Source organism: Streptomyces sp. NPDC005533 (assembly GCF_042871845.1).
GTDB lineage: Bacteria > Actinomycetota > Actinomycetes > Streptomycetales > Streptomycetaceae > Streptomyces.
This window is the reverse complement of sequence record NZ_JBIAJH010000054.1, coordinates 1-22259: the sequence shown is the minus strand read 5'-3', so window position 1 is coordinate 22259 and position 22259 is coordinate 1. Positions and strand designations below refer to the sequence as shown.

Below are 22259 nucleotides of genomic sequence, written 5' to 3'. Positions count from 1 at the left end.
CCGTCGGCTCGGGCCGGGCGGAAGCGGTCTTCGTCACCCCGCCGGACCAGGTGAGCGCCCGGGTCGGCTCCGGCCGCCTCGCCCTCACCGTGCCCGCGGCCACCCGCTTCCACGGAAAAGTCCACGGGAAAAGGAGTGGCCCTGCCCTGCGGGATCTTGTTACGGTGGGTCCGTTCCCGCCGAGCCGGTGGAGGATTTCAGTAACGTGCATGACCCGGAGGTGAGTTCGTTGATGACTGTCGTTGCGCAGGGCGCTGCCCGCACTCAGAAGACCATCAATGTCACTTCTGTGGTCTCCGGCTGACCTCACACCTCTTCGCGCGCCGCCGTCGAGCGAGCGCACGCGGCCGGGGCCACCCTGTGAAGGGTTCCCCTTGTCTTTCTCGTCCCACCCCGCTTCCTCCTCCACCGCCTCCTCCGTCTCCACCTCCTCCCCGCAGGCCTCGCTCGCGCAGGCCCTCGCCCCCTTCGGCTGGGACGACGCGTGGGCGGCCGAGTTCACCCCCTACGCCGAACAGGGCCTCGTGGCCGGCCGGGTCGTCCGCGTCGACCGCGGTCAGTGCGACGTCATGACCGCGGACGGCATCGTCCGCGCCGACACCGCCTTCGTCACCCCGCACGACCCGCTGCGGGTCATCTGCACCGGTGACTGGGCCGCCGTCGAGGCCGCCGGCAACCCGCGTTACGTGAAGGCGTACCTCCCGCGGCGGACCGCCTTCGTCCGGTCCACGTCCTCGCAGCGGTCCGAGGGGCAGATCCTCGCCGCCAACGTCGACCACGCCATCATCGCCGTGTCCCTCGCCGTCGAACTGGACCTGGGGCGCATCGAGCGTTTCCTGGCCCTGGCCTGGGAGTCCGGGGCGCAGCCGCTGGTCGTCCTCACCAAGGCGGACCTCGTCCCGGACCCGGTGACGCTCGGCCACCTGGTCGAGGACGTCGAGTCCACCGCGCCGGGCGTCCAGGTCCTGACCGTGTCCTCCGTCACCGGAGAGGGCACGGACGTCCTCGCCGCCGTCGTCGCGGGCGGCACCAGCGTGCTGCTCGGCGTCTCCGGCGCCGGCAAGTCCACCCTGGCCAACGCGCTGCTCGGCGCGGACGTCATGGAGGTCCAGGAGGCCCGCGAGGTCGACGGCAAGGGCCGCCACACCACCACGACCCGCAACCTGCTCGCCCTGCCGGGCGGCGGCGTCCTCATCGACACGCCCGGGCTGCGCGGCGTCGGGCTCTGGGACGCCGAGACCGGCGTGGGCCAGGTCTTCTCCGAGATCGAGGAGTACGCGGAGCACTGCCGCTTCCACGACTGCGCCCACGAGGCGGAGCCGGGGTGCGCGGTGCTGGCCGCGCTGGACTCGGGAGAGCTGCCGGAGCGCCGGCTGGACAGCTACCGCAAGCTGCTGCGGGAGAACCAGCGGATCGTGGCCAAGACGGACGCGCGGCTTCGGTCGGAGATCCGCCGCGACTGGCGCCTGAAGTCGGCGGAGGGCCGCGCCAACTACGCGGCCAAGCGCGGCGCCCGCTCCTGACCCGCCCCGCCCCGCGGCGCCCCACCGGGGGTTCCGCGGGGCTCCCGGGGCTGCGCCCCGCACCCCGACCCCGCGCCTCGCACGCCGACCCCGCACCCCGCACCCCGCGCGTCGAACGCCGGCGGGGCCCAGGTCCCCCCGGTGGACCGGCTCGGACAGGTCCGGGCGAGCATGATCTTCTACCTGGGTGTGGTGTTCGGCCTCGGTGAGCAGTTCGTCAGCCTGCTGCTGGAGGTCCCCTCCGGTCTGCTGCTGGTCGACATGCTGCACGTGGCCGGCGGCATCGCACTGGCGGGCGCGCTGCTCGTCATCCGTACACGCTCCCGCCGCACCCTGGTGCCGGCGGGATGAGGAAAGGAACTCGCCGGATGTCCCCGGAGGAGATCGTCGACGGCCAGCTCGCCGCGTACAACGCGCGCGACCTGAAGGGATTTCTCGGCTTCTACGTGAAGGACGTGCCGGTGCACGCCTTCCCGTCGGGTGAGGTGATGGCCGACCGCTCGGGCCCGGCGTTCGAGGAGCGCTACGCCGCCCTCTTCGCGTCGAGCCCCGACCTGCACGCGGAGCTCGTCTCCCGCGTCACGCACGGCCGGATCGTGATCGACCAGGAACGCGTCACCGGCTTCATGGGCGGGGAGGCCCGATCGGCCGTCGCGATGTACGAGGTCGGACCGGACCGCATCGAGAAGGTGTGGTTCGTGGTCTGACGACAGGTCCGGCGGCGGCCGCCGGCGACCTGACGGCGAGGCGGCCGCCCCGGGGCGCCGGGGAGAGCGGGATCGACGCTCTCCCCGGCGCCTTCGCGCGTTCCGCGCCCTCGGCGCCCTTCACGTCCGTACGTCCTGCGCCCCCGCCTCGGCTACGCCTCCGCCACCACCGCGCCCACCCACGCCCCCACCACCAGCAGGCACGCGAACAGCTCCACCAGCACGCTCGTTCCCACCGCCCGCATCACCGCCCGCACCGATGCCCACGCCTCGCCGTGCGAGCCCAGGCGCCGTCGCTCGCAGAGGTAGATGCCGCCCACGAAGCCCGGGACCGCCCCCAGTACGGGGATCAGGACGAAGCCCAGTACCGCGCCGGCCCCCGCGAACACCGTCATCCGGGGGGTGACCCCCAGCCCGCGCACCCGCCGCGGCGGCAGCTGCCACTCCACCACCTGGACCACCAGCAGCAGGGCCGTCGCCGAGACGAGCAGTGACCACGCCAGCGCCGACCGCACGTGCAGCGCCCACCACAGCAGCCCCGCCCACACCAGCCAGGTGCCCGGCACGCCCGGGACCAGCACCCCCAGCACCCCGAGCAGCAGTACCAGCCCCACCAGGAGCAGCTGAGGCAGATCCATCTGCCCAGCCTGACCGACCAGCGCCTATCGGGCCACCCAGCCCCGCTCGTACGCGTGCCAGCCCAGCTGCAGCCGTGTCGTCACCCCGGACAGCTCCATCAGGCCCTTGACCCGTCGCTGCACCGTCCGCAGGCCCAGCTCCAGGTGTTTCGCCACGCTCGCGTCCGTCATGCCCGCCAGGAGGAGGGACAGGATCTCCAGGTCCGTGGAGTCCGGGCAGCCGTCGGACTCCTCCGCCGAGCCGGCCGCCCCCAGCCGCAACGGCAGCGACTCCCGCCACACCGCCTCGAACAGGCCCGTGAGGGATTCCAGCAGCCCAGACGCGTGCACCACCAGCGCCGCCGGCTCCGCGCCGCGCGCCGTCAGCGGAACCATCGCGAGCGTCCGGTCCGCGATCACCAGCTTCGTCGGGACCTGCCCCGTCACCCGGACCTGCTCGCCGCGGGCCAGCGCCGTGGAGGCCTCCCGGATCCCGCTCGGCAGGGTCAGCACCTCCCGCTCGATCACCACCCGGTAGTCGACCCCGCGGACCGAGGCCCGGTCCTCCGCCTCGTTGTCCGTCCCCGTCACCACCTGCGGCCGGCCGGTGACCAGCGCGCACACCTCCTTCTCGGCCCCCAGCTGGAGCTGGTGGAAGCGGTGCGCCACCGCGCTCGCGCCCTGCACCACCTCCACGAGGTCGTGCACCGCCGGCTCGGCCGCCTCCGCCCGGTACTCCTCCGCCAGCAGCGCCGCCGCCAGCTCCGCCTGCTCCAGCTCGTGCCGCTGCTGGGTCAGCAGGGCCCCGAGCGCCACCCCGGGCGGCGCCGCCACCCAGCGTCCCGGCCGGGCCGAGGACTGCGCCGCGAGCCCGTGCCGCTCCAGGTGGCGCAGGGCCCGTTCGGTCTGCGGCACCGGCAGCGTCAGCCGGTGCGCGAGGTCGGGCACCTCCGCCGCACCCAGCGCCACCAGCACCCGGTACGCCGACTCCTGGCCCTCGTCGAGACCTAGGGCACCCAGCAACCCGTCCACCACCTTTCGACACAGCGCCTGGCGGGAAGCGGCCACGGCGCAAACCCGCCGCGGACATCATCGCCGCACCCCCCGCCCCTCTGCCAAGGTGGCGCCACCGCAGCACCAACATCCGCCGGCCAGAAGCCATTTGCGCGGCAGCTTTGCCGTGCAATGCAGCAGTTGGCCGGAATTCACCTGGGGAGAGCGATGCGCCCGATATCGCGTACGGCACTCGGGGCGGCCACCGCGGCCGCGCTCGCCGTCACCGCCGTCGGCCCGTCGACGGCGCAGCCGACCGACGGAGCGCCCGGAGCGGGACAGAGACCACTCGTCGGGAGCGAGGCGGCCGGAAAGCAGCCCACGGCCCCCGTCACCGTCACCCTCGTCACGGGTGACCGGATCCTGGTCTCCACCGACGCGGCCGGCCGCACGGCCGCCACCGCGATGCCCCGCGCGGACGGCTCACAGCCGCTCGTGCAGACGAAGCAGTCCGGCAAGGACCTGTACGTGTACCCCGAGGGCGCGGTCAAGGCGCTCGCCGCGGGCCGGGTCGACCACGAGCTCTTCAACGTCACCGGCCTCGTCCGGCAGGGCTACGACGACGCGCACACCAAGAAGCTCCCGCTCATCGCGGTCTACGACGGCTCCGTGAACGTGGCGCGCAGTGCCCCGCCCGCCCCCCGCGGCGCGGACCGCTCGCTCGTCCTCGGCTCCATCGGGGCCGTCGCGCTCGCCGCCGACAAGGAGCGGGCCGCCGCCTTCTGGGCCGACGTCACCGGTACGGACGCCCGCGCGCGCTCCGTGTCGGGCGGGCTGAAGAAGCTGTGGCTGGACGGCAGGGTCCGGGCGAACCTGGAGCGCTCGACGAAGCAGGTGGCCGCCACCGCCGCCTGGGCCGCCGGATACGACGGCAAGGGCGCCAAGGTGGCCGTCCTCGACACCGGCACCGACCTGGAACACCCCGACCTCAAGGGCCGCGTCGGCGCGTCGAGGAACTTCACCGACTCCGACACCGACGCCGACCGCCAGGGCCACGGCACCCACACCCTCTCCACCGTCGGAGGCTCCGGAGCCGAGAGCGGCGGCGCCAAGAAGGGCGTGGCTCCCGGCGCCGAACTGCTCAGCGGGAAGGTCCTCGACGACGCGGGCTACGGCCTCGACTCGTGGATCATCGCGGGCATGGAGTGGGCCGTCGAGTCCAAGGCCGACGTGGTCTCCATGAGCCTCGGCGACCCCTCCCGGACCGCCTGCGACGACCCCCTCGCCGAGGCCGCCGAACGGCTCTCCCGGCAGGGCCCGCTGTTCGTGATCGCCGCCGGCAACGCCGGCCCCGGCAACAACACCGTCTCCTCGCCCGGTTGCGCGGCGAGCGTGCTGACCGTCGGAGCCGTGGACCGCGACGACACCACGGCCACGTTCTCCAGCCGCGGCCCGGCCGGTCTCCGGCACACCCTCAAACCCGAGATCGCCGCCCCCGGCGTCGGGATCTCGGCCGCCGCCGCGGGCGGCCGCGGCGTGTACGCCTACCAGTCCATGTCCGGCACCTCGATGGCCACCCCGCACGTCGCGGGCGCCGCCGCCATCGTCAGACAGCGCCACCCCGAATGGACCGGGCAGCAGATCAAGGCCGCCCTCGTCGGATCCGCGAACACCGAGGTCCCCGGCGACGTACGGGAGACCGGCGGCGGCCGCCTCGACGTCAAGGCCGCGATCGACACCACCGTCACCAGCGCCCCCGCCGTCCAGGGCGGCGCCTACAACTGGCCGCAGGACCGCAGCGACCGCACCACCGTCGAGGTCCCGTACACCAACCTCGGCACGAACCCCGTCACGCTGGACCTCGCCGTCGAGAAGGTCACCGGCAACGACGGCTCCACCGTCCGCGGCCGGATCGCCCGCCTCGACGAGCGCACCGTCACCGTCCCGGCCGGAGCCACCGTCACGGTGCCCCTCGTCCTCGACCCGGCCGCGAAGCTGGAGCGCTCCCAGTACGGGGACGTCACCGGCCGCGTCGTCGCCACCGCGAACGCCGTCCGCGTCTCCACCCCCTTCTCGCTCTACCTGGAGCCCGAGACGGTGACCCTGCGCGTCAAGCTCCTCGACCGCGCGGGCAAGCCCGCCGCCGGCCCCTCCTCACTGGACGTCATCGGCACCGACGACGCGAGCGGTGAGCGCCGCTTCAACGACGGCTCCGCGGACCAGGTCTACCGGGTGCGCCCGGGCGCCTACTTCCTCTCCGCCTACGTCGGCACCCCGGACGCGGGGGAGGGCGCCGAACTGATCGACTCCCTCACCTACCTCGGCCGCCCCCAGGTCGAGCTGAGGAAGGACACCACGATCGTGCTCGACGCCCGCAAGGCCGGGCGCCTGGCCATCGCGGCCGACCAGCCGGTCGAGGCCCGCAACACCACCCTCGGCTTCGCCCGCAGCTGGGGTCGTGATGCATGGCTGCACGCGGGCACCGCGGCCGGCGGCCGGACCATCCGCGGCTTCTACGCCTCCGTCGAAGGCCGCGCCAAGGACGGCGACTTCGAGTTCGGCAGCTACTGGCGGGCGGCCGCGCCGCTGATCTCCGAGCTGAGGGCCGTCGGCGGACCGGTCCTGCACCCGATCACCGCCTCCACCGGCAGCGACAACCTCGACGGCACCGGCAGCGCCCCGCTGGTCGACGCAGGCTCCGGCACCCCCGAGGAGCTCGCCGCCGCCGGTGCCAAGGACGCGGTCGTCCTGGTGAAGGCAGTGGACGGCGCCCTGTACGAGGTCGCGCAGAACGCCAAGGCCGCCGGCGCCAAGGCGGTGCTCGCCCACCGCGAGGCCCCGGGCCGCTGGGTCGCCTTCACCGGATACGCGGGCGGCGCACTGCCCACCCTGGCCGTCGAGGCCGCCGAAGGGCAGGCGCTCCTGGCCGGGCTGAAGGCGGGCAAGGTCACGCTGTCGTGGAAGGCCACGGCGAAGAGCCCGTACGCCTACTCCCTCGCCTTCCCCGAAACGGGTGAGGTCAAGGGGGGCCGCTCGTACCGGGTGCGCGACCGCGACCTCGGCCGGGTCGATTCCACGTACCACTCCATGGGCGTGGCGGCCGACTTCATCGACGTGGCCGGCGCCTACCGGCCGATCGGCAGCGCGGTCTACTTCGGCGGGACGGAGACCGTCGCGGCGCCCGGCACGCGCACCGAGTACTACTCGCCCGGGGACACTGCCTGGGACCAGCTGCTCTCCAGCAGCTTCCCCTGGGGCGAGTTCATGGTCGGCGAGCAGCACACCTACGCCAAGGGCCGCAAGACCGAGGCGGCGTGGTACGACGGGATCACCGGGCCGGTCGCGCCCCGCGACCCCGCCGGCAAGGAGACCCTCGCCGCCGAGCGGCAGGGCAACCTGATCGGCTTCGCCCCCGCCATGTGGGGCGACAGCGGCCACGCCGCGCAGCCGGGCTCCTTCGGTGACGTCGGCGCACTCCAGCTCAAGCGCAACGGCGAGGTCATCGGCGACAGTTGGTACCCGTTCGGCGTCTTCGAGGTCCCGGCCGAGGAGAGCCGCTACGAACTGACCCAGAGCATCGAGAAGATCGGCGCGCCGGCCCGTGTCTGGCGGCGCTCCACCTGGGTCCGCACGACCTGGGGCTTCACCTCGAAGCTGGACGCGTCGGCGTACTCGCAGGGCCTGCCGGTCCTCTTCCCGCGGTACGCGGCCCCGCTGGACGGGCTGAAGACGGTCGCCGCGGCGAACGGCCAGAGCATCGGGCTCGGCGTCACCGGGCACGCCGGTTACGTCCCCGGTGCGTTGAAGTCGGCGAAGCTGTCGTACTCCTACGACGGCGAGAACTGGACGCAGGCGAAGGTGACCGAGCGGGGCGGCCGGTGGACCGCGGTCGTGGACCACGCCGGAGCCTCCGGCAAGCCGGTGTCCCTGACGGTCGAACTCACCGACGCGAAGGGCGCGACGGTCACCCAGACGGTCGCGCGGGCGTACGAGGTGCGCTAGGCCGTACGGGCAGGGCGGAAACGGTCCACCGGGCGGCGGCCCGGTGGACCCTTTTCGTGCGTTCGGCGTTTTCCGCCCGTGCGGGAGGCCGAGAATGAGGGCATGAGTCAGCAGGGCGCGGACGACTGGTGGCAGAAGCTCTACGAGGACCCGGACGCGGGGCCGGAAGCCGACCCGGGGGACACCCTGGACCACCGGTTCCGCTCGGCGGCCGGAGTGACGACGGACCCGGCACCGCCGGACCGGGAACCGCTGCCGGGCGCACGGCCGGAAGCGGACGCGGGCCTGCCCGCCCGGCCGCCGGTGCCGGCGCCGGTGCGGGACGACGGAGCCGGCGGCCCGGGACGGACCCAGCCGCTGCTCCCGGGCCCGCGCCCGGCCCAGGGACCGCCGCCCGCGCCGGACGTGCCGTCGCCCCGCGAGCGCCACGCCCCGCCCCCACCCCCGCCGCTCCTCCCGGGCCCCCGCCCGGCCCAGGGCCCCGCGCGCGGCGAGCAGCACACGCCGCCGACGGCCCCCGTGCCGCCGCCCCAGCCCGCGCCCCCGGCCCCACCCACGGCTCCGGCCTCCCCCTTCCCGGCCCCTCCATCGGCTCAATCCCCGCCGACGGCCTCCGCACCACCCGCGGCGCAGGCCCCGCCGGCGGCGCAGTTCCCCCCTTCGGCCCCCGCGCCGCCGACGGCCTCCGCACCGCCCGGGGTTCCGGCCCCGCCCACGCCCTCGGCCCCGCCGGCGGCCCCGTTCCCGCCTCCGGCCCCCACGCCGCCGCCGGTCCCCGGCCCGCCCATGGCTCCGACCTCGGTCCCCGCCTCGCCTCCGAGCCCGCCCCCGGCCTCGGCCCCGCCGTCGCCCCCGGCCCCGCCCACGCAGGCCCCGTCCTCGGCCGGGTCCGCCGTCCCGGGTCCGCCGTCCGCGCCCGCGGGCCCGGCGCCGGACACGTCACCGCCGGGGGGCGCCGCCCCGCGGGATCCGCGTGCGGGTGGGGCCACCGGGTACGCGCTCGGGGGTGTCGACGTGCCGCCGGTGTCCGGGGCGGAGCTGCCGGTTCGGGTGCGGTCGCACGCGCCGCGCCCCGAGGACCGGACCCGGGAGGTGCCCACGCCCCCGCCCCCGCCCGCGCCCGAACCCCCGACGGACGACCCCGCGCAGCGGCGGCCCGCCGTGCACCACCTCGGTGACCGCGCGCCCACCTACGCCGCCGAACCGGGCGCGCTCCCGCCCGCCGACCCGGCCGCCCTCGACGCGCTGACCCCGGACACCGTGCTGGAGGGGGCCCGGTACGGCACCTACACCCTGCGCGCCGCCTCCCTGCGCGGGGACTCCGCCCGCTTCCGCGGCGAGGTGCGCCGGGACTTCCTGCTCACCGCCCGCTTCGGCAGCGGCGATGACGCCCTGGTCCTGGTGGCACTGGCCGGCGGGGACCGGGCCGCGCCCGGGGCCGCGGCGGCCGCCGCCGAGCTGTGCCGCACGGTCGCGGCGGCCGTCGGGCGGAGCCAGAGCCGGCTGGCCGAGGACATCCGCGCCGGGCGCCGCGACGCCCTGCGCTCGGGCCTCCAGCGGCTCACCGACCGGGGCTACGGCCGGCTGCGGGCCCGCGCCGCCGAGCTGGGGCTCGACGAGGCGGCGTACACCGCCGGGCTGCGCGGGCTGCTGCTCCCGGTGGACCCCGATTGCCGCACCCGGGTGTGCTTCGGCTCCGGCGCGGGCGGGCTCTTCCGCCTCCGTTCGGGTCAGTGGCAGGACCTGGAACCCGCGGGTCCGCCCGGAGCCCGGGGAGCCGCCGGACCCGACGACGAGGCCGAGGCCGCGTTCCGGTTCCGCGCGGCCGTAGCCCGGCCCGGTGACACCCTGCTGCTGTGCTCCGGCGGCCTGGCGGAGCCGATGCGGGAGGAGGCCGCCCTCACGGCGGAGCTCGGCGCGCGCTGGAGCGAGGCGGAGCCGCCCGGCTTGGCCGCCTTCCTCGCGGACGTCCAGCTGCGCCTCAAGGGCTACGCCGACGACCGCACGGCTGCCGCAGTCTGGGAGGCGTAACCGGCGCACACGTGGCTGGATGGGAGGCACCCGTGTCGGAGAGACCGGACCGGAGACCGGGAAGGGTGCCCCCCTCATGGCCAAGCAGAACGTGGCGGAGCAGTTCGTCGACATCCTCGTGCGCGCCGGCGTGCGGCGGATGTACGGAGTCGTGGGCGACAGCCTCAATCCGGTGGTCGACGCGATCCGCCGGACAGGTGACATCGACTGGATCCAGGTGCGCCACGAGGAGACGGCCGCCTTCGCGGCGGGCGCAGAGGCCCAGATCACCGGCCGCCTCGCCGCCTGCGCGGGCTCCTGCGGCCCGGGCAACCTGCACCTGATCAACGGGCTGTACGACGCGCAGCGTTCGATGGCGCCGGTCCTCGCGCTCGCCTCGCACATCCCCTCCGGCGAGATCGGTCTCGGCTACTTCCAGGAGACCCACCCCGACCAGCTCTTCCGCGAGTGCAGCCACTACAGCGAGCTGATCTCCAATCCGGCGCAGATGCCCCGGCTGCTCCAGACCGCCGTGCAGCACGCCGTCGGCCGCAGCGGGGTCAGCGTGGTCGCGCTGCCCGGGGACATCGCCGCCCTGCCCGCCCCGGAGAAGGCGGTGGAGCACGCGCTCGTCACGGCCCGCCCCACGGTGCGGCCCGGCGACGGCGAGATCGAGAAGCTGGTGCGCCTCGTCGACGAGGCGGACAAGGTCACGCTCTTCTGCGGCAGCGGTACGGCCGGGGCGCACGCCGAGGTGATGGAGTTCGCCGGCCGGGTCAAGGCACCCGTGGGGCACGCCCTGCGCGGCAAGGAGTGGATCCAGTACGAGAACCCCTACGACGTCGGCATGAGCGGGCTGCTGGGCTACGGCGCGGCCTACGAGGCCACCCACGAGTGCGACCTGCTGATCCTGCTCGGCACGGACTTCCCGTACAACGCCTTCCTCCCCGACGACGTGAAGATCGTCCAGGTGGACATCCGGCCCGAACACCTCGGCCGTCGCTCCCAGTTGGACCTCGCCGTCTGGGGTGACGTACGGGAGACCCTGCGCGCGCTGAACACGAGGGTGAAGGCCAAGACGGACCGCCGCTTCCTGGACCGGATGCTCAAGAAGCACGCCGACGCCCTGGAAGGGGTGGTGAAGGCCTACACGCGCAAGGTCGAGAAGCACACCCCGATCCATCCCGAGTACGTCGCCGCGGTGCTCGACGAACTGGCCGACGAGGACGCCGTCTTCACCGTCGACACCGGCATGTGCAACGTGTGGGCGGCGCGCTATCTTTCCCCGAACGGCAAACGCCGCATCATCGGCTCCTTCAGTCACGGCTCCATGGCCAACGCCCTCCCGCAGGCCATCGGCGCACAGTTCACCGACCGGGGCCGTCAAGTGGTGTCGATGTCGGGTGACGGCGGTTTCTCGATGCTGATGGGAGATTTCCTCACCCTGGTGCAGTACGACCTCCCCGTCAAAGTGGTCCTCTTCAACAACTCATCTCTCGGAATGGTCGAGTTGGAGATGATGGTTTCCGGCCTGCCCTCCTACGGGACGACCAACAAGAACCCCGACTTCGCCGCGATCGCCCGTGCGGCGGGTGCGTACGGGGTCCGCGTGGAGAAGCCCAAGCAGCTCACAGGGGCTCTGAAGGACGCTTTCCGGCACAAGGGGCCCGCTCTGGTCGATGTGGTGACGGACCCCAACGCCCTGTCGATTCCGCCAAGGATCAGTGCCGAGATGGTGACCGGATTCGGACTGTCCGCCAGCAAGATCGTGCTGGACGGCGGGGTGGGCCGCATGATCCAGATGGCTCGATCCAACCTCCGCAACGTGCCCCGCCCGTAAGCCCGCAGGAGTGCGGAACCCCCCGGGGGGCATGCATCCCGTAGACCTGTTCGAGAGCATGGACGCGGGGAGGGACATCGCCGTGCGGGTGGGGGCGAAGACCGGGAAGATGTGGCCGAGAGGGAGGCCGGTGCCGCGTGAACCGTCCGCCGGTGAGGACGGGGGAGCGTTGGACGCGCTGCGGATCAGCCGGAGCGTGCGCCGGGCCGACCTGAAAGCGGTGGGAGAAGTCCGCAAGGCCCTGCGGGAGTTGATGCGTCACCGGTGCCGGACGGATACCGCCGAAGTGGCCGAGCTGCTGATCACCGAGCTCGTCACCAACGCCCTCGTCCACACCGACCGCGGCGCCGAGGTGTCCGCCAGCCTCGACGCCACACGCTTACGGGTGGAGGTCCGGGACTACACCGCACGCCGACCCCGGCCGTACGTACCGACCGCCGACGACGGTACGCACGGCCGGGGACTCGTGCTGGTGCAGGCGCTCGCCGACGACTGGGGCGTGGACGCGCTGGCCCTGGGCAGCGGCAAGGTGGTGTGGTTCGAGCTCGACGGGCGCGACGACGCGCCGTACGCCGGAGGGCCCGCCTGAGCAGGCGGGCCCTCCGGGGTCTTCCCCGATCGGGACCGGTCAGCCGAACTGCTGCTCCAGGTCCTTCAGTTTGCGCTCCAGCGAGTCCAGCCGGGGAATGGTCTGGGTGTCGTCCTCGGCGGTGAGGTCCACCGTCCGGGTGCCGGTCACGTCAAGGGGTTCGGTTCCGTTCACGGCCTGCAGGGAGGGCCGGCGGCGCGGGGGCAGTTGTCCTGTTTCCGGTATGGCCGGCTCCGCGCCGACCGGCGCGGAGCCCGCTCCCTGGGTCAGTTCGGGCAGCTCGACCTGGCGACCGCCGCGGGCGCGGCCGAAGGCCCGGTGCTGGCGGCCGAGCGCCCTGATGTGCGCGCGGTCCAGGCGGTGCTGCTCGCGCCGGCGGTGCCGGTCCTGCTCCTTCTCCTTCTTGTCCTCGCGCACCTCGTCCACCGCCTCGTCGAGGGTGCGCACCCCCTCCAGCAGCATGAGCGACCAGGCGCCGAAGGTCTCCCGGGGCGCCCGCAGCCAGCGCACCATCCGGATCTGCGGCAACGGCCGCGGGATCAGGCCCTGTTCGCGCAGCGCGGCCCGGCGGGTCTGCTTGAGGGCGCGGTCGAAGAGCACGGCTGCCGAGAGCGACATCCCGGCGAAGAACTGCGGGGCCCCGTCGTGGCCCATGCCGCGCGGGGCGTGCACCCAGTTGAACCAGGCGGCCGCGCCCGCGAACAGCCAGACCAGCATGCGCGAACCGAGGGCCGCGTCGCCGTGGCTGGCCTCGCGGACGGCGAGCACCGAGCAGAACATGGCGGCGCCGTCGAGACCGAAGGGGACCAGGTACTCCCAGCCCCCGGAGAGGTTGAGGTTCTGCCGGCCGAAGCCGACCAGTCCGTGGAAGGACAGCGCGGCGGCGACGGCCGCGCAGCAGAAGAGCAGGACGTACGAGGCGGTGCCGTAGACGGCCTCCTTGCGCCGCCGCCGTTCCTCGCTGCGCTCCCAGCTGTCGTCGGCCGCGGCCTTCTCGCTCTCGCGCTTGCCACGGGCCAGCACCGCAACTGCCGCAAGCACGCCCAGGATCAGCAGGCTGCCGGGCAGCAGCCAGTCCAGCGATATGTCGGTCAGTCTCATGCGGATGTCCCTTGCCTCGCGTATGCGGCTATGCGGCTGTGCGGCTTTCCGGGCGCCATAGTGGCGTAGCCGGTGAGCCGTGCACGCGGGTTTCGGGGCAAGTGGACGCCATCGGGGGGCGCGGCCCGCCGGATAGGGTGTTGTGACTCGAACTGGTGCCCGCGCAGGCGGGGTTGAGTTCGATTACGGCCACCCCTACGGGTGGGTTAGCGACGAGATCACGCTCAGTAGTCGGCGGTGGCGGCCGCGAGTCGGGCGACGCGGTCCGCGTCGCAGGTCCGGGGGCAGGTGACGCAGGTGTCCTCGGGTCGGATCGTGTAGAAGAAGCAGCAGCCGGCCCGGTCCCGGGTCCGCAGCGCGCGGCCGTCGGGACCCGTGAGCGTACGGAACCCCGCGCCCCCGGTGTACGGGGCGGTCGAGCCGGGCAGCAGCGCCGCCAGCTCGGCCGTGGCCCGGCGCTCCTCGCCGAGCAGTTCGCCGACGTACCAGAGGCCCTCGACGACCTCGTCGGTCACCATGCCCCACAGGGCGCGGCGGCCGCGCCGCATGCGCGGGCCGAAACCTTCCAGCAGCGGTTCGAGGTGCCGGGCCACCGCAGCCCGCACCTCCTCCCGCAGCGCCTCCTCGTCGGGCACGACACGGGCCCCCGGGAGGCCGGCCGCCGGGTCGTCCGGCAGGCACGCGAAGTCCTCGACGCGCACGGACATGCGGCCGAGGGTCCGGTGGAAGGCCACCGCGCCGGCCGGGAGGTCCGGCACCCGCCGGTGCAGGAACCACGGCAGCGTGATCAGCAGGCAGGCCGGCCACGCGTACCGGTGCAGCCCGAAGCCCGCGATCACGTCGGGGCGGGCCCGGGTCCCGTAGTCCTCGAGGACCTGGGCCTCGTCCCAGGCCAGGAAGGCGTCCAGGGCCGGTCCGCCGGCCGCGAGCTCGTCCGCGCCGACCCATCCCGCACCGCGGGGGACGGGCTCGTGCGCGGCCCGCTCGTCGACCCGCAGGCCGCCGTAGACCTCGGCCAGGCGCGCGTACGCATCCGCCACCGGAGAGCCGTCCGGGGCGATGGGGGCGTGCAGGGCAGGGGTCACGACAGTGACGGCCATGGGTGAACCACCGAATCGCACGATCGTTAGCAGGTTAGCCTTACCTTACTCGATGTCGATCAGGCCGTATCCTCAGGTCAGGTCGCGATCCGGAGGAGGACCGAGTGCACGACACGGCCCGAGCCCGGGTACCCGCACAGAAACCACGCAAGGTGTTGCGCCATTCGGTGCGCGGGCAGATCCTCGACGCCCTGCGCGCGGCCCTGATCGAGGGCGAGCTGGCGCCCGGGGAGATCTACTCCGGCCCCGCCCTCGGCGAGCGCTTCGGGGTCTCCGCGACCCCCGTGCGCGAGGCGATGCAGCAGCTGGCGGTCGAGGGAGCGGTGGAATGCCTGCCGAACCGCGGCTTCCGCGTCCTGTCGCGCACCCCCCGGGAACTGGCCGAGCTGGCCGAGGTACGGGCGCTCCTCGAAGTCCCCGTCATGCTCCGGCTGGCCCGTACGGCGCCGGCGGACGCCTGGGAGGCCCTGCGCCCCGAGGCCGCCGCCACGGCGGAGGCGGCCGCGGCGGGCGACCTGCCGGGCTACGCGGAGGCGGACCGGGCCTTCCACCGGGCGGTGCTGAGGCTGGCGGGCAACGCCCAGTTGGTGCAGGTGGCCGAGGAACTCCACCGGCGGGCGCAGTGGCCCCTGCCGGGCGCTCCGCGGATTCGGCGGGCGGACCTCGTCGCCGACGCGGCGGAGCACTCGGCGCTGCTGGAAGCGCTGATCGCGCGGGACCTCCCGGTGGTCGAGTCCCTGGTCCGCGAGCACTTCGCCGGCTCCTGACCGCGGCCCCCGGACCCCCGTGCCGGGAAGGCCGCAGCGGCTGCCGGGGCTACGCCGCGGGCGAAGGGGCCGGGGCGGGGTGCAGTTGGTCCGCCAGCCAGGTGGGGATACCGCCCAGGAGGTGGAACAGGCGGCGGGCCTCCGCGCGCAGCCGGGTGGCCTCCGGTTCCGGCTCGGCCTCGGCCAGCGCGGCCAGCGCCGGAGCCGTGCCGATCAGGAAGCCCAGGTCCTCCCGGATGCGGAGGGACTCCGCGAAGCCCTTGCGGGCCTCGGCCACCTCGCCGTCCCGCAAGGAGAGCGCGGCCAGGTGCCGCCACGTGAACGACAGCAGCAGCGTGTCCCCGTGCGCCTCCGCGCCCGCGTGCGCCCGGTGGTACGCCGGCCGGGCCGACTGCGGGGCGTCCGCCAGGTGCTCGGCGACCAGCCCGCGCCGGAAGTCCAGCAGCGGGCGCGTCCGGGACTCCGGCGACAGCAGGGCCGCCGCCCGGCCCAGCGCCGAACGGGCCTCGTCGGCCCGGTCGCGCACGCCGAGCACGGTGGCCGCGTAGGCCAGCTGGCCCCGCTCGCACGCGGCCGCGCCCCGGTGGTCGTCGTCCTGTGCCACCGCCTCGGCGACCCGCAGCGCGTCCTCGGCCTCGGCCCACCCCTGACCGGTGAACAGGCACCGCTCGACCAGCAGCGCGGTGCGCTGGACCGCGGCACCCGCGTCCGCGAGGTGCGGCGTCAGCAGCGCGGCCGCGTCGGTCCAACAGCCGCGCGAGCGCAGCCGCCATATCGCCCGCTGGAGGGGGTCGTCCCCTCCGGTTGTTCCGGCACCCGACATGGCGGTATCCGCCACATTGCCCTCCCCAAAGCAACCAAGCAGCACATCGTTGAGCCCTGGGGCGAAATGAGAGCACGGATCGGCGGCATCGGCCAAGGGGTCGGGTGAACTCTTTCACAAAGTCCGGACGGATCATCAGCCGCCCCGCGGCCGGACCCCTCCGGCCGTGGGCGGATCTCCTCAGCTCATGCGCAGTGCGAGGAAGAAGTCGAGCTTGTCCTCCAGCCGGGACAGGTCCCGCCCCGTCAACTGCTCGATTCGCCCGACCCGGTAGCGCAACGTGTTGACGTGGAGGTGCAGCCGTGTCGCGCACCGGGTCCACGAACCGTCGCAGTCCAGGAAGGCCTCCAGGGTCGGGATCAGCTCCGCGCGGTGGCGCCGGTCGTAGTCCCGCAGCGGGTCCAGCAGCCGGGCCGTGAAGGCGCGGCGCACGTCGTCCGGCACGAACGGCAGCAGCAGCACGTGCGAGGCCAGCTCGTGGTGGCCGGCCGCGCAGACCCGGCCCGGGCGCGCCGCCGCCACCCGGCGGGCGTGCCGGGCCTCCTCCAGCGCCCCGCGCAGCCCCTCGGCGGAGTGCACGGCCGCGCTGACGCCCAGCGTGATCCGCCCGTCGTCGGCCAGACCGGCCGCCAGGGGGTCCCGTACGGCCGCGAGGAGCTCGTCGGCGTGCAGGGCGGAGTCCGGGCCCTTGTCCTCGCCGGCGTCCCCGGACAGCGAGGGCAGCGGCACGAGGGCGATGGCCTCATCACCCGCATGCGCCACCGCGATCCGGTCCGAGGGCTCCGGCCCCGAGACGGACGGGTCGACGAGGATCTCCTCCAGCAGCGACTGGGCCACCGGGCCGCCGGGGATGTCCCCGCTCTCCCAGTCCACCCGGGCCACGACGACCTGCCAGTGCGGGGCGGCGCCCAGCCCGGGCAGCAGCACCGGGGCCGCCACCCGCAGACGGGCGGCGATCTCGGCGGGCGCGGCACCCGTCTGGACGAGTTCCAGCACTTCCTGTGCGAGGCGGCGGCGCACCGTGCGCGCCGCGTCGCGCCGGTCCCGTTCCACGGCGATCAGCTGGGTCACTCCCTGGAGCAGGTCCAGGCGCTCGGCGGGCCAGTCGCCGGCGTCCGCCTCGACGGCCAGCAGCCAGTCCGACAGCACGGTCTCGCGCAGGTCCCGGGCCCCCGGACCAGCCGCGCCGCGCCCGTGTCCCCTGATCGGGAAGAGCGAGTAGGTAATACCCTGGATGGAGATCCGGTGCGGTCCCCTGCGGCCCGTCCGGACCGCCGCGAGGTGCTCGCTCGCCAGTGCTGCGCACACGCCCGGCGCCAGCGGCTCGCCCGCCCCGGCGATCTGCCGGCCCGTGGGGGACAGCACCCAGGCCCGGAGATCGAGGTCGGTGGTGAGCAGATCCAGCACCACGTCGGGGCCGCCGCCGGCCGGCCCCGAGGTCATGAGGCGGCGGTGGCGGTCCACGACGGCCGCGAGATCACCGGCCCGCTCGCCCGAAACCTGCCGTACGACGTACTCGGTGATGGTGGCGAATGCAACGTCCTCGTTCACGGCGAACAGCGGCAGCCGGTTGCGCACGCAGGCCGAAACGAGATCATCGGGGATCGCGCCCAGCTCCGCCTCGCCCGCCGCGAGCCCGGCGACGCCGGCGCTCGCGAGGATTCGTACGAACGGCTCGGAGTCGGCTGAATTTCGTCTCCATGCCAGGCCAGTGAGGACGAGTTCACCCCCCGAGAGGTACCGGCTGGGATCACGCAGGTCGGTCGTCATGACCCCGCGGACCGTCCGGTCGAGTTCTTCCTCGCCGCCGAGCAGCCGCAGCCCCAGCGCCTCGGTTTCCAGCAGTGCGCGCAGCCGCATGGTGTCGCCGCCGATCTGTCTCGAATGTTGCCGTTGGAAATCGGGCAGGTCGTCGCATCCTGCCTTTCATACGAATCTACAAGACGAGGGAGGCCGTCAGCCAACTCCTTCATGGTTTCGGTGACTGCACCCGGGGGACGGGGGGCCGGTGTACTGAGTCCACACCGCGTTAACAGCACGTGAACGACCAGTCGAGGGCCGTAGGCCTCCTGGCTTGAAGTGAACGACACGATGAAGAAGAAGAGAGCCGCACATGGACTTCCTTCGCCCCGCCAGCTGGGAGGAGGCGCTCGCCGCTAAGGCCGAGTTCCCCACAGCTGTGCCGATTGCGGGTGGCACCGATGTGATGGTCGAGATCAACTTCGACCACCGTCGGCCGGAGTACCTCCTGGACCTGAACCGCATCGGTCTCCTGCGGGAGTGGGAGGTCGGCGAGGACGTGGTTCGTCTGGGCGCCTCCGTCCCGTACACCCAGATCATGGAGAACCTCCGGACGGAGCTCCCGGGTCTCGCGCTCGCCTCGCACACGGTCGCGTCCCCGCAGATCCGCAACCGCGGCGGTGTCGGCGGCAACCTCGGTTGCGCCTCGCCGGCCGGTGACTCCCACCCCGCGCTGCTCGCGGCGGGTGCCGAGGTCGAGGTGGAGTCCGTACGCGGCTCCCGCCTGATCCCGATCGACGAGTTCTACACCGGCGTGAAGCGCAACGCGCTCGCCGCCGACGAGCTCATCAAGACCGTCCACGTGAAGAAGGCGGACGGCCCCCAGCAGTACTCCAAGGTCGGCTCCCGCAACGCGATGGTCATCGCGGTCTGCGCGTTCGGTCTGGCGCTGCACCCGGAGACCCGCACGGTCCGCACCGGCATCGGCTCGGCCGCCCCGACCCCGATCCGGGCGAAGGCCGCCGAGGAGTTCCTGAACGCCGCGCTCGAAGAGGGCGGTTTCTGGGAGTCGGGCAAGGTCATCACCCCGTCGATCGCCAAGCAGTTCGGTGACCTCGCCTCCGGCGCGGCCAACCCGATCGACGACGTCCGCGGCACGGCGAAGTACCGCCGTCACGCGGTTGGCATCATGGCTCGCCGCCAGCTCGTCTGGACCTGGGAGCAGTACCGCGGTACCGGCAACGGCCGCTCGCTTGAAGGGGCTGCGTAATCATGCGCGTCAATTTCACTGTCAACGGCCGTCAGCAGGAAGCCGACGACGTCTGGGAGGGCGAGTCCCTCCTCTACGTCCTGCGCGAGCGCCTGGGCCTGCCCGGTTCGAAGAACGCCTGTGAGCAGGGCGAGTGCGGTTCCTGCACCGTCCGTCTCGACGGCGTGCCGGTCTGTTCCTGCCTCGTGGCCGCCGGCCAGGTCGAGGGTCGCGACGTCGTGACCGTCGAGGGCCTGGCGGAGTTCTCCAAGCAGCGCGACGAGCACGGCCACGGCGGTGCCTGCGGCACCGGCGGCGGCTGCGGCAGCAAGGGCGTGTCCCTGGACGCGGCCAAGCAGTGGCAGGCCAAGCCGGGCGACTCGCAGACCGGCGAGGGCGTGGAGCTCTCGAACATCCAGCAGGCGTTCATCGACGCCGGCGCCGTGCAGTGCGGTTTCTGCACCCCGGGTCTGCTCATCCAGGCGGACGCGCTCCTGGAGGAGAACTCCTCCCCGTCCGACCAGGACATCCGTGAGGCCCTGTCCGGCAACCTCTGCCGCTGCACGGGCTACGAGAAGATCCTCGACGCGGTCCGCCTCGCGGCCGCCCGTCAGGGAGAGGCGGTCTGACCATGGCTCAGAACACCCGCACCGCGCCCGCCGGCACGCCGACGAACGTCACCCAGAAGCACAACAAGGGCGGCATCGGCGAATCGATTCTTCGCCCGGACGGCACCCTCAAGGTCACCGGTGAGTTCGCGTACTCCTCGGACATGTGGCACGAGGACATGCTCTGGGGCCAGACCCTGCGCAGCACCGTCGCCCACGCCGAGATCGTCTCCATCGACATCTCCGAGGCGCTCGCCATGCCCGGCGTCTACTCGGTGCTGACGTACGACGACCTGCCGGCCGAAATGAAGAACTACGGCCTCGAGATCCAGGACACCCCGGTTCTCGCCAACGGCCGGGTACGTCACCACGGTGAGCCGGTTGCCCTCGTGGCCGCCGACCACCCGGAGACCGCCCGCCGCGCGGCCGCCAAGATCAAGATCGACTACCGCGAGCTGCCGCTCGTCACCGACGAGGCCTCCGCCCTCGCCGCCGACGCGCCGCTGATCCACGAGAACCGCGACGACCACCACATCGGTCACGTCCCGCACCCGAACATCGTGCACCGCCAGCCGATCATCCGCGGCAACGTGGAAGAGGCCCGCAAGCGCGCCGACGTCATCGTCGAGGGCGAGTACACCTTCGGCATGCAGGACCAGGCCTTCCTCGGCCCGGAGTCCGGTCTGGCCGTGCCGTCCGAGGACGGCGGCGTCGAGCTGTACGTCGCCACCCAGTGGCTGCACTCGGACCTCCAGCAGATCGCCCCGGTCCTCGGCCTGCCGCCGGAGAAGGTCCGCATGACGCTCTCGGGCGTCGGCGGTGCCTTCGGTGGCCGCGAGGACATCTCGATGCAGATCCACGCCTGCCTCCTGGCCCTGGCCACGAACAAGCCGGTCAAGATCGTCTACAACCGCTTCGAGTCCTTCTTCGGCCACGTGCACCGCCACCCCGCGAAGCTGTACTACGAGCACGGCGCCACCAAGGACGGCAAGCTCACGCACATGAAGTGCAAGATCGTCCTGGACGGCGGCGCGTACGCGTCGGCCTCCCCGGCGGTCGTGGGCAACGCCTCCTCCCTCTCGGTGGGTCCCTACGTCCTGGAGGACGTGGACATCGAGGCGATCGCGCTCTACACGAACAACCCGCCCTGTGGCGCGATGCGCGGCTTCGGCGCCGTCCAGGCCTGCTTCGCGTACGAGGCCCAGATGGACAAGCTCGCGGCGAAGCTGGGCATGGACCCGGTCGAGTTCCGCCAGCTCAACGCCATGGAGCAGGGCACGGTCATGCCGACCGGCCAGGTCGTGGACGCCCCGGCGCCGGTCGCCGAGCTGCTGCGCCGGGTCAAGGCCCGCCCGCTGCCGCCGGAGCGCCAGTGGGAGTCCGCCGGCGAGAACGCGGACGTCCGCGCGCTGCCCGGTGGCCTCTCCAACACCACGCACGGCGAGGGCGTCGTCCGCGGCGTCGGCTACGCGGTCGGGATCAAGAACGTCGGCTTCTCCGAGGGCTTCGACGACTACTCCACCGCCCGCGTGCGCCTGGAGGTCATCAACGGCGAGCCCGTCGCGATGGTCCACACGGCCATGGCGGAGGTCGGCCAGGGCGGCATCACCGTCCACACGCAGATCGCCCGTACGGAGCTGGGTGTCACGCAGGTGACCATCCACCCCGCCGACACGCAGGTCGGCTCCGCCGGTTCCACGTCCGCCTCGCGGCAGACGTACATGACCGGTGGCGCCGTGAAGAACACCTGTGAGGCGGTCCGCGAGGCCCTGCTGGAGATCGGCCGCCGCAAGAACGGCTCCTACCACCCGGCGTGGGCCACCGCCGAGCTGCTGCTCGAAGGCGGCAAGGTCGTCACCGACGGCGGCGAGGTCCTCGCGGACATCGCCGACATCCTCGAGGACGAGGCCATCGACCTCGAGCTCGAGTTCCGGCACGCGCCGACCGAGGCCTTCGACCTGAGGACCGGCCAGGGCAACGGCCACGTCCAGTACACCTTCGCCGCGCACCGCGCGGTCGTCGAGGTGGACACCGAGCTCGGCCTCGTCAAGGTCGTCGAGCTGGCGACCGCGCAGGACGTCGGCAAGGCGCTCAACATGCTTTCCGTGGTGGGCCAGATCCAGGGTGGCACCACCCAGGGTCTCGGCGTGGCGATCATGGAAGAGATCATCGTGGACCCGAAGACCGCGAAGGTGCGCAACCCCTCCTTCACGGACTACCTGATCCCGACCATCCTCGACACCCCGACCATCCCGGTCGACGTCCTGGAGCTCGCCGACCCGAAGGCGCCGTACGGCCTCCGCGGTATGGGCGAGGCCCCGACCCTCTCGTCCACCCCGGCCGTCATCGCGGCGATCCGGCAGGCGACGGGTCTTGAGATCAACAAGACGCCGATCCGTCCGGAAGCCCTCACCGGGACCCTCTAGACGGGCGTGGTGGGGGGGGGGGGGGGGGCCCCCCCCCCCCCCCCCCCCCCCCCCGCGGGGGGGGCGCGGGGGCGGCCGCGCACCACCCCCCCCCCCCCCCCCCCCCCCACCCCCCCCCCCCCCCCCCCCGCCCCCCCCCCCCCCCCCCCCCCCCCCCCCCCCCC

17 protein-coding genes are annotated in these 22259 nt (G+C 73.4%); 11 read left to right on the top strand and 6 right to left on the bottom strand.

All coding sequences use genetic code 11. The features are described 5' to 3' along the window. The first annotated feature begins 374 nt into the window (after positions 1-374). The 3 genes from rsgA to ACFYP3_RS32970 all read left to right on the top strand — a co-directional run bounded on the left by rsgA (position 375) and on the right by ACFYP3_RS32970 (position 2230). Positions 375-1523 (top strand): ribosome small subunit-dependent GTPase A, encoded by a 1149-nt coding sequence (rsgA, locus tag ACFYP3_RS32980; protein ID WP_388840763.1) that lies wholly within the window; start codon positions 375-377, stop codon positions 1521-1523. Positions 1524-1664: 141 nt separating this feature from the next. Beyond that, complete coding sequence (locus ACFYP3_RS32975; protein WP_388840760.1) at positions 1665-1874, top strand: hypothetical protein; 210 nt, start codon at positions 1665-1667, stop codon at positions 1872-1874. A 17-nt stretch (positions 1875-1891) separates the two neighbouring features. Continuing rightward, complete coding sequence (locus tag ACFYP3_RS32970) at positions 1892-2230, top strand: nuclear transport factor 2 family protein (RefSeq protein ID WP_388840757.1); 339 nt, start codon at positions 1892-1894, stop codon at positions 2228-2230. Between the two features lie 152 nt (positions 2231-2382). On the opposite strand, the gene ACFYP3_RS32965 is transcribed toward ACFYP3_RS32970, so the two are convergent. Next, positions 2383-2868: a DUF456 domain-containing protein gene (locus ACFYP3_RS32965; RefSeq protein WP_388840755.1), complete on the bottom strand. Its 486-nt coding sequence runs from the start codon at positions 2866-2868 to the stop codon at positions 2383-2385. Between the two features lie 24 nt (positions 2869-2892). After that, the gene (locus ACFYP3_RS32960; RefSeq protein WP_388840752.1) at positions 2893-3870 is read right to left on the bottom strand and encodes a helix-turn-helix domain-containing protein; all 978 of its coding nucleotides are present in this window, start codon (positions 3868-3870) and stop codon (positions 2893-2895) included. Between the two features lie 198 nt (positions 3871-4068). On the opposite strand from ACFYP3_RS32960, the gene ACFYP3_RS32955 reads away from it, so the two are divergent. The 4 genes from ACFYP3_RS32955 to ACFYP3_RS32940 all read left to right on the top strand — a co-directional run bounded on the left by ACFYP3_RS32955 (position 4069) and on the right by ACFYP3_RS32940 (position 12281). Further along, on the top strand, positions 4069-7842 hold the full coding sequence (locus tag ACFYP3_RS32955) for a S8 family serine peptidase (RefSeq protein WP_388840749.1): 3774 nt from the start codon (positions 4069-4071) through the stop codon (positions 7840-7842). A gap of 102 nt (positions 7843-7944) precedes the next feature. Further along, positions 7945-9873, top strand: coding sequence for a protein phosphatase 2C domain-containing protein (locus tag ACFYP3_RS32950; protein ID WP_388840746.1), 1929 nt, complete (start codon positions 7945-7947; stop codon positions 9871-9873). 76 nt (positions 9874-9949) lie between these two features. Continuing rightward, positions 9950-11692, top strand: coding sequence for a pyruvate dehydrogenase (locus ACFYP3_RS32945; protein WP_388840742.1), 1743 nt, complete (start codon positions 9950-9952; stop codon positions 11690-11692). 130 nt (positions 11693-11822) lie between these two features. Continuing rightward, on the top strand, positions 11823-12281 hold the full coding sequence (locus ACFYP3_RS32940; RefSeq protein ID WP_388840739.1) for an ATP-binding protein: 459 nt from the start codon (positions 11823-11825) through the stop codon (positions 12279-12281). Between the two features lie 39 nt (positions 12282-12320). On the opposite strand, the gene ACFYP3_RS32935 is transcribed toward ACFYP3_RS32940, so the two are convergent. Both ACFYP3_RS32935 and ACFYP3_RS32930 read right to left on the bottom strand, forming a co-directional pair. Next, positions 12321-13382 carry a DUF2637 domain-containing protein gene (locus ACFYP3_RS32935; RefSeq protein ID WP_388840736.1) on the bottom strand — a complete coding sequence of 354 codons (1062 nt, stop codon included), beginning with the start codon at positions 13380-13382 and terminating at the stop codon, positions 12321-12323. 224 nt (positions 13383-13606) lie between these two features. Further along, positions 13607-14482 (bottom strand): (2Fe-2S)-binding protein, encoded by an 876-nt coding sequence (locus ACFYP3_RS32930; protein WP_388840733.1) that lies wholly within the window; start codon positions 14480-14482, stop codon positions 13607-13609. A 104-nt stretch (positions 14483-14586) separates the two neighbouring features. Here ACFYP3_RS32930 and ACFYP3_RS32925 point away from each other — a divergent pair, with 104 nt between their 5' ends. Then, positions 14587-15249 (top strand): GntR family transcriptional regulator, encoded by a 663-nt coding sequence (locus ACFYP3_RS32925; protein ID WP_388840730.1) that lies wholly within the window; start codon positions 14587-14589, stop codon positions 15247-15249. Positions 15250-15298: 49 nt separating this feature from the next. Here the strand turns inward: ACFYP3_RS32925 and ACFYP3_RS32920 are convergent, their stop codons facing one another. Both ACFYP3_RS32920 and ACFYP3_RS32915 read right to left on the bottom strand, forming a co-directional pair. After that, positions 15299-16072 carry a hypothetical protein gene (locus ACFYP3_RS32920; protein WP_388840792.1) on the bottom strand — a complete coding sequence of 258 codons (774 nt, stop codon included), beginning with the start codon at positions 16070-16072 and terminating at the stop codon, positions 15299-15301. Between the two features lie 180 nt (positions 16073-16252). Beyond that, on the bottom strand, positions 16253-17932 hold the full coding sequence (locus tag ACFYP3_RS32915) for a PucR family transcriptional regulator (protein ID WP_388840727.1): 1680 nt from the start codon (positions 17930-17932) through the stop codon (positions 16253-16255). A 253-nt stretch (positions 17933-18185) separates the two neighbouring features. On the opposite strand from ACFYP3_RS32915, the gene ACFYP3_RS32910 reads away from it, so the two are divergent. From ACFYP3_RS32910 to pucD, 3 genes are read left to right on the top strand one after another with little or no spacing between them, the layout of a single operon-like run. Next, the gene (locus ACFYP3_RS32910; RefSeq protein ID WP_326587260.1) at positions 18186-19082 is read left to right on the top strand and encodes a xanthine dehydrogenase family protein subunit M; all 897 of its coding nucleotides are present in this window, start codon (positions 18186-18188) and stop codon (positions 19080-19082) included. Between the two features lie 2 nt (positions 19083-19084). Further along, positions 19085-19690, top strand: coding sequence for a (2Fe-2S)-binding protein (locus ACFYP3_RS32905; protein ID WP_301365325.1), 606 nt, complete (start codon positions 19085-19087; stop codon positions 19688-19690). Between the two features lie 2 nt (positions 19691-19692). After that, entirely contained in the window at positions 19693-22095 is a 2403-nt protein-coding gene (gene pucD, locus ACFYP3_RS32900) for a xanthine dehydrogenase subunit D (protein ID WP_388840723.1), read from the top strand. Positions 22096-22259: the final 164 nt, after the last annotated feature.

Coding starts and splice junctions, on each gene's coding strand:
- ACFYP3_RS32970 (WP_388840757.1), top strand. CDS start 1,892: ATGTCCCCGGAGGAGATCGTCGACGGCCAGCTCGCCGCGTACAACGCG.
- ACFYP3_RS32965 (WP_388840755.1), bottom strand. CDS start 2,868: ATGGATCTGCCTCAGCTGCTCCTGGTGGGGCTGGTACTGCTGCTCGGG.
- ACFYP3_RS32955 (WP_388840749.1), top strand. CDS start 4,069: ATGCGCCCGATATCGCGTACGGCACTCGGGGCGGCCACCGCGGCCGCG.
- ACFYP3_RS32950 (WP_388840746.1), top strand. CDS start 7,945: ATGAGTCAGCAGGGCGCGGACGACTGGTGGCAGAAGCTCTACGAGGAC.
- ACFYP3_RS32945 (WP_388840742.1), top strand. CDS start 9,950: ATGGCCAAGCAGAACGTGGCGGAGCAGTTCGTCGACATCCTCGTGCGC.
- ACFYP3_RS32935 (WP_388840736.1), bottom strand. CDS start 13,382: ATGAGACTGACCGACATATCGCTGGACTGGCTGCTGCCCGGCAGCCTG.
- ACFYP3_RS32930 (WP_388840733.1), bottom strand. CDS start 14,482: ATGGCCGTCACTGTCGTGACCCCTGCCCTGCACGCCCCCATCGCCCCG.
- ACFYP3_RS32920 (WP_388840792.1), bottom strand. CDS start 16,072: ATGTCGGGTGCCGGAACAACCGGAGGGGACGACCCCCTCCAGCGGGCG.
- ACFYP3_RS32915 (WP_388840727.1), bottom strand. CDS start 17,932: ATGCGGCTGCGCGCACTGCTGGAAACCGAGGCGCTGGGGCTGCGGCTG.
- ACFYP3_RS32910 (WP_326587260.1), top strand. CDS start 18,186: ATGGACTTCCTTCGCCCCGCCAGCTGGGAGGAGGCGCTCGCCGCTAAG.
- ACFYP3_RS32905 (WP_301365325.1), top strand. CDS start 19,085: ATGCGCGTCAATTTCACTGTCAACGGCCGTCAGCAGGAAGCCGACGAC.
- pucD (WP_388840723.1), top strand. CDS start 19,693: ATGGCTCAGAACACCCGCACCGCGCCCGCCGGCACGCCGACGAACGTC.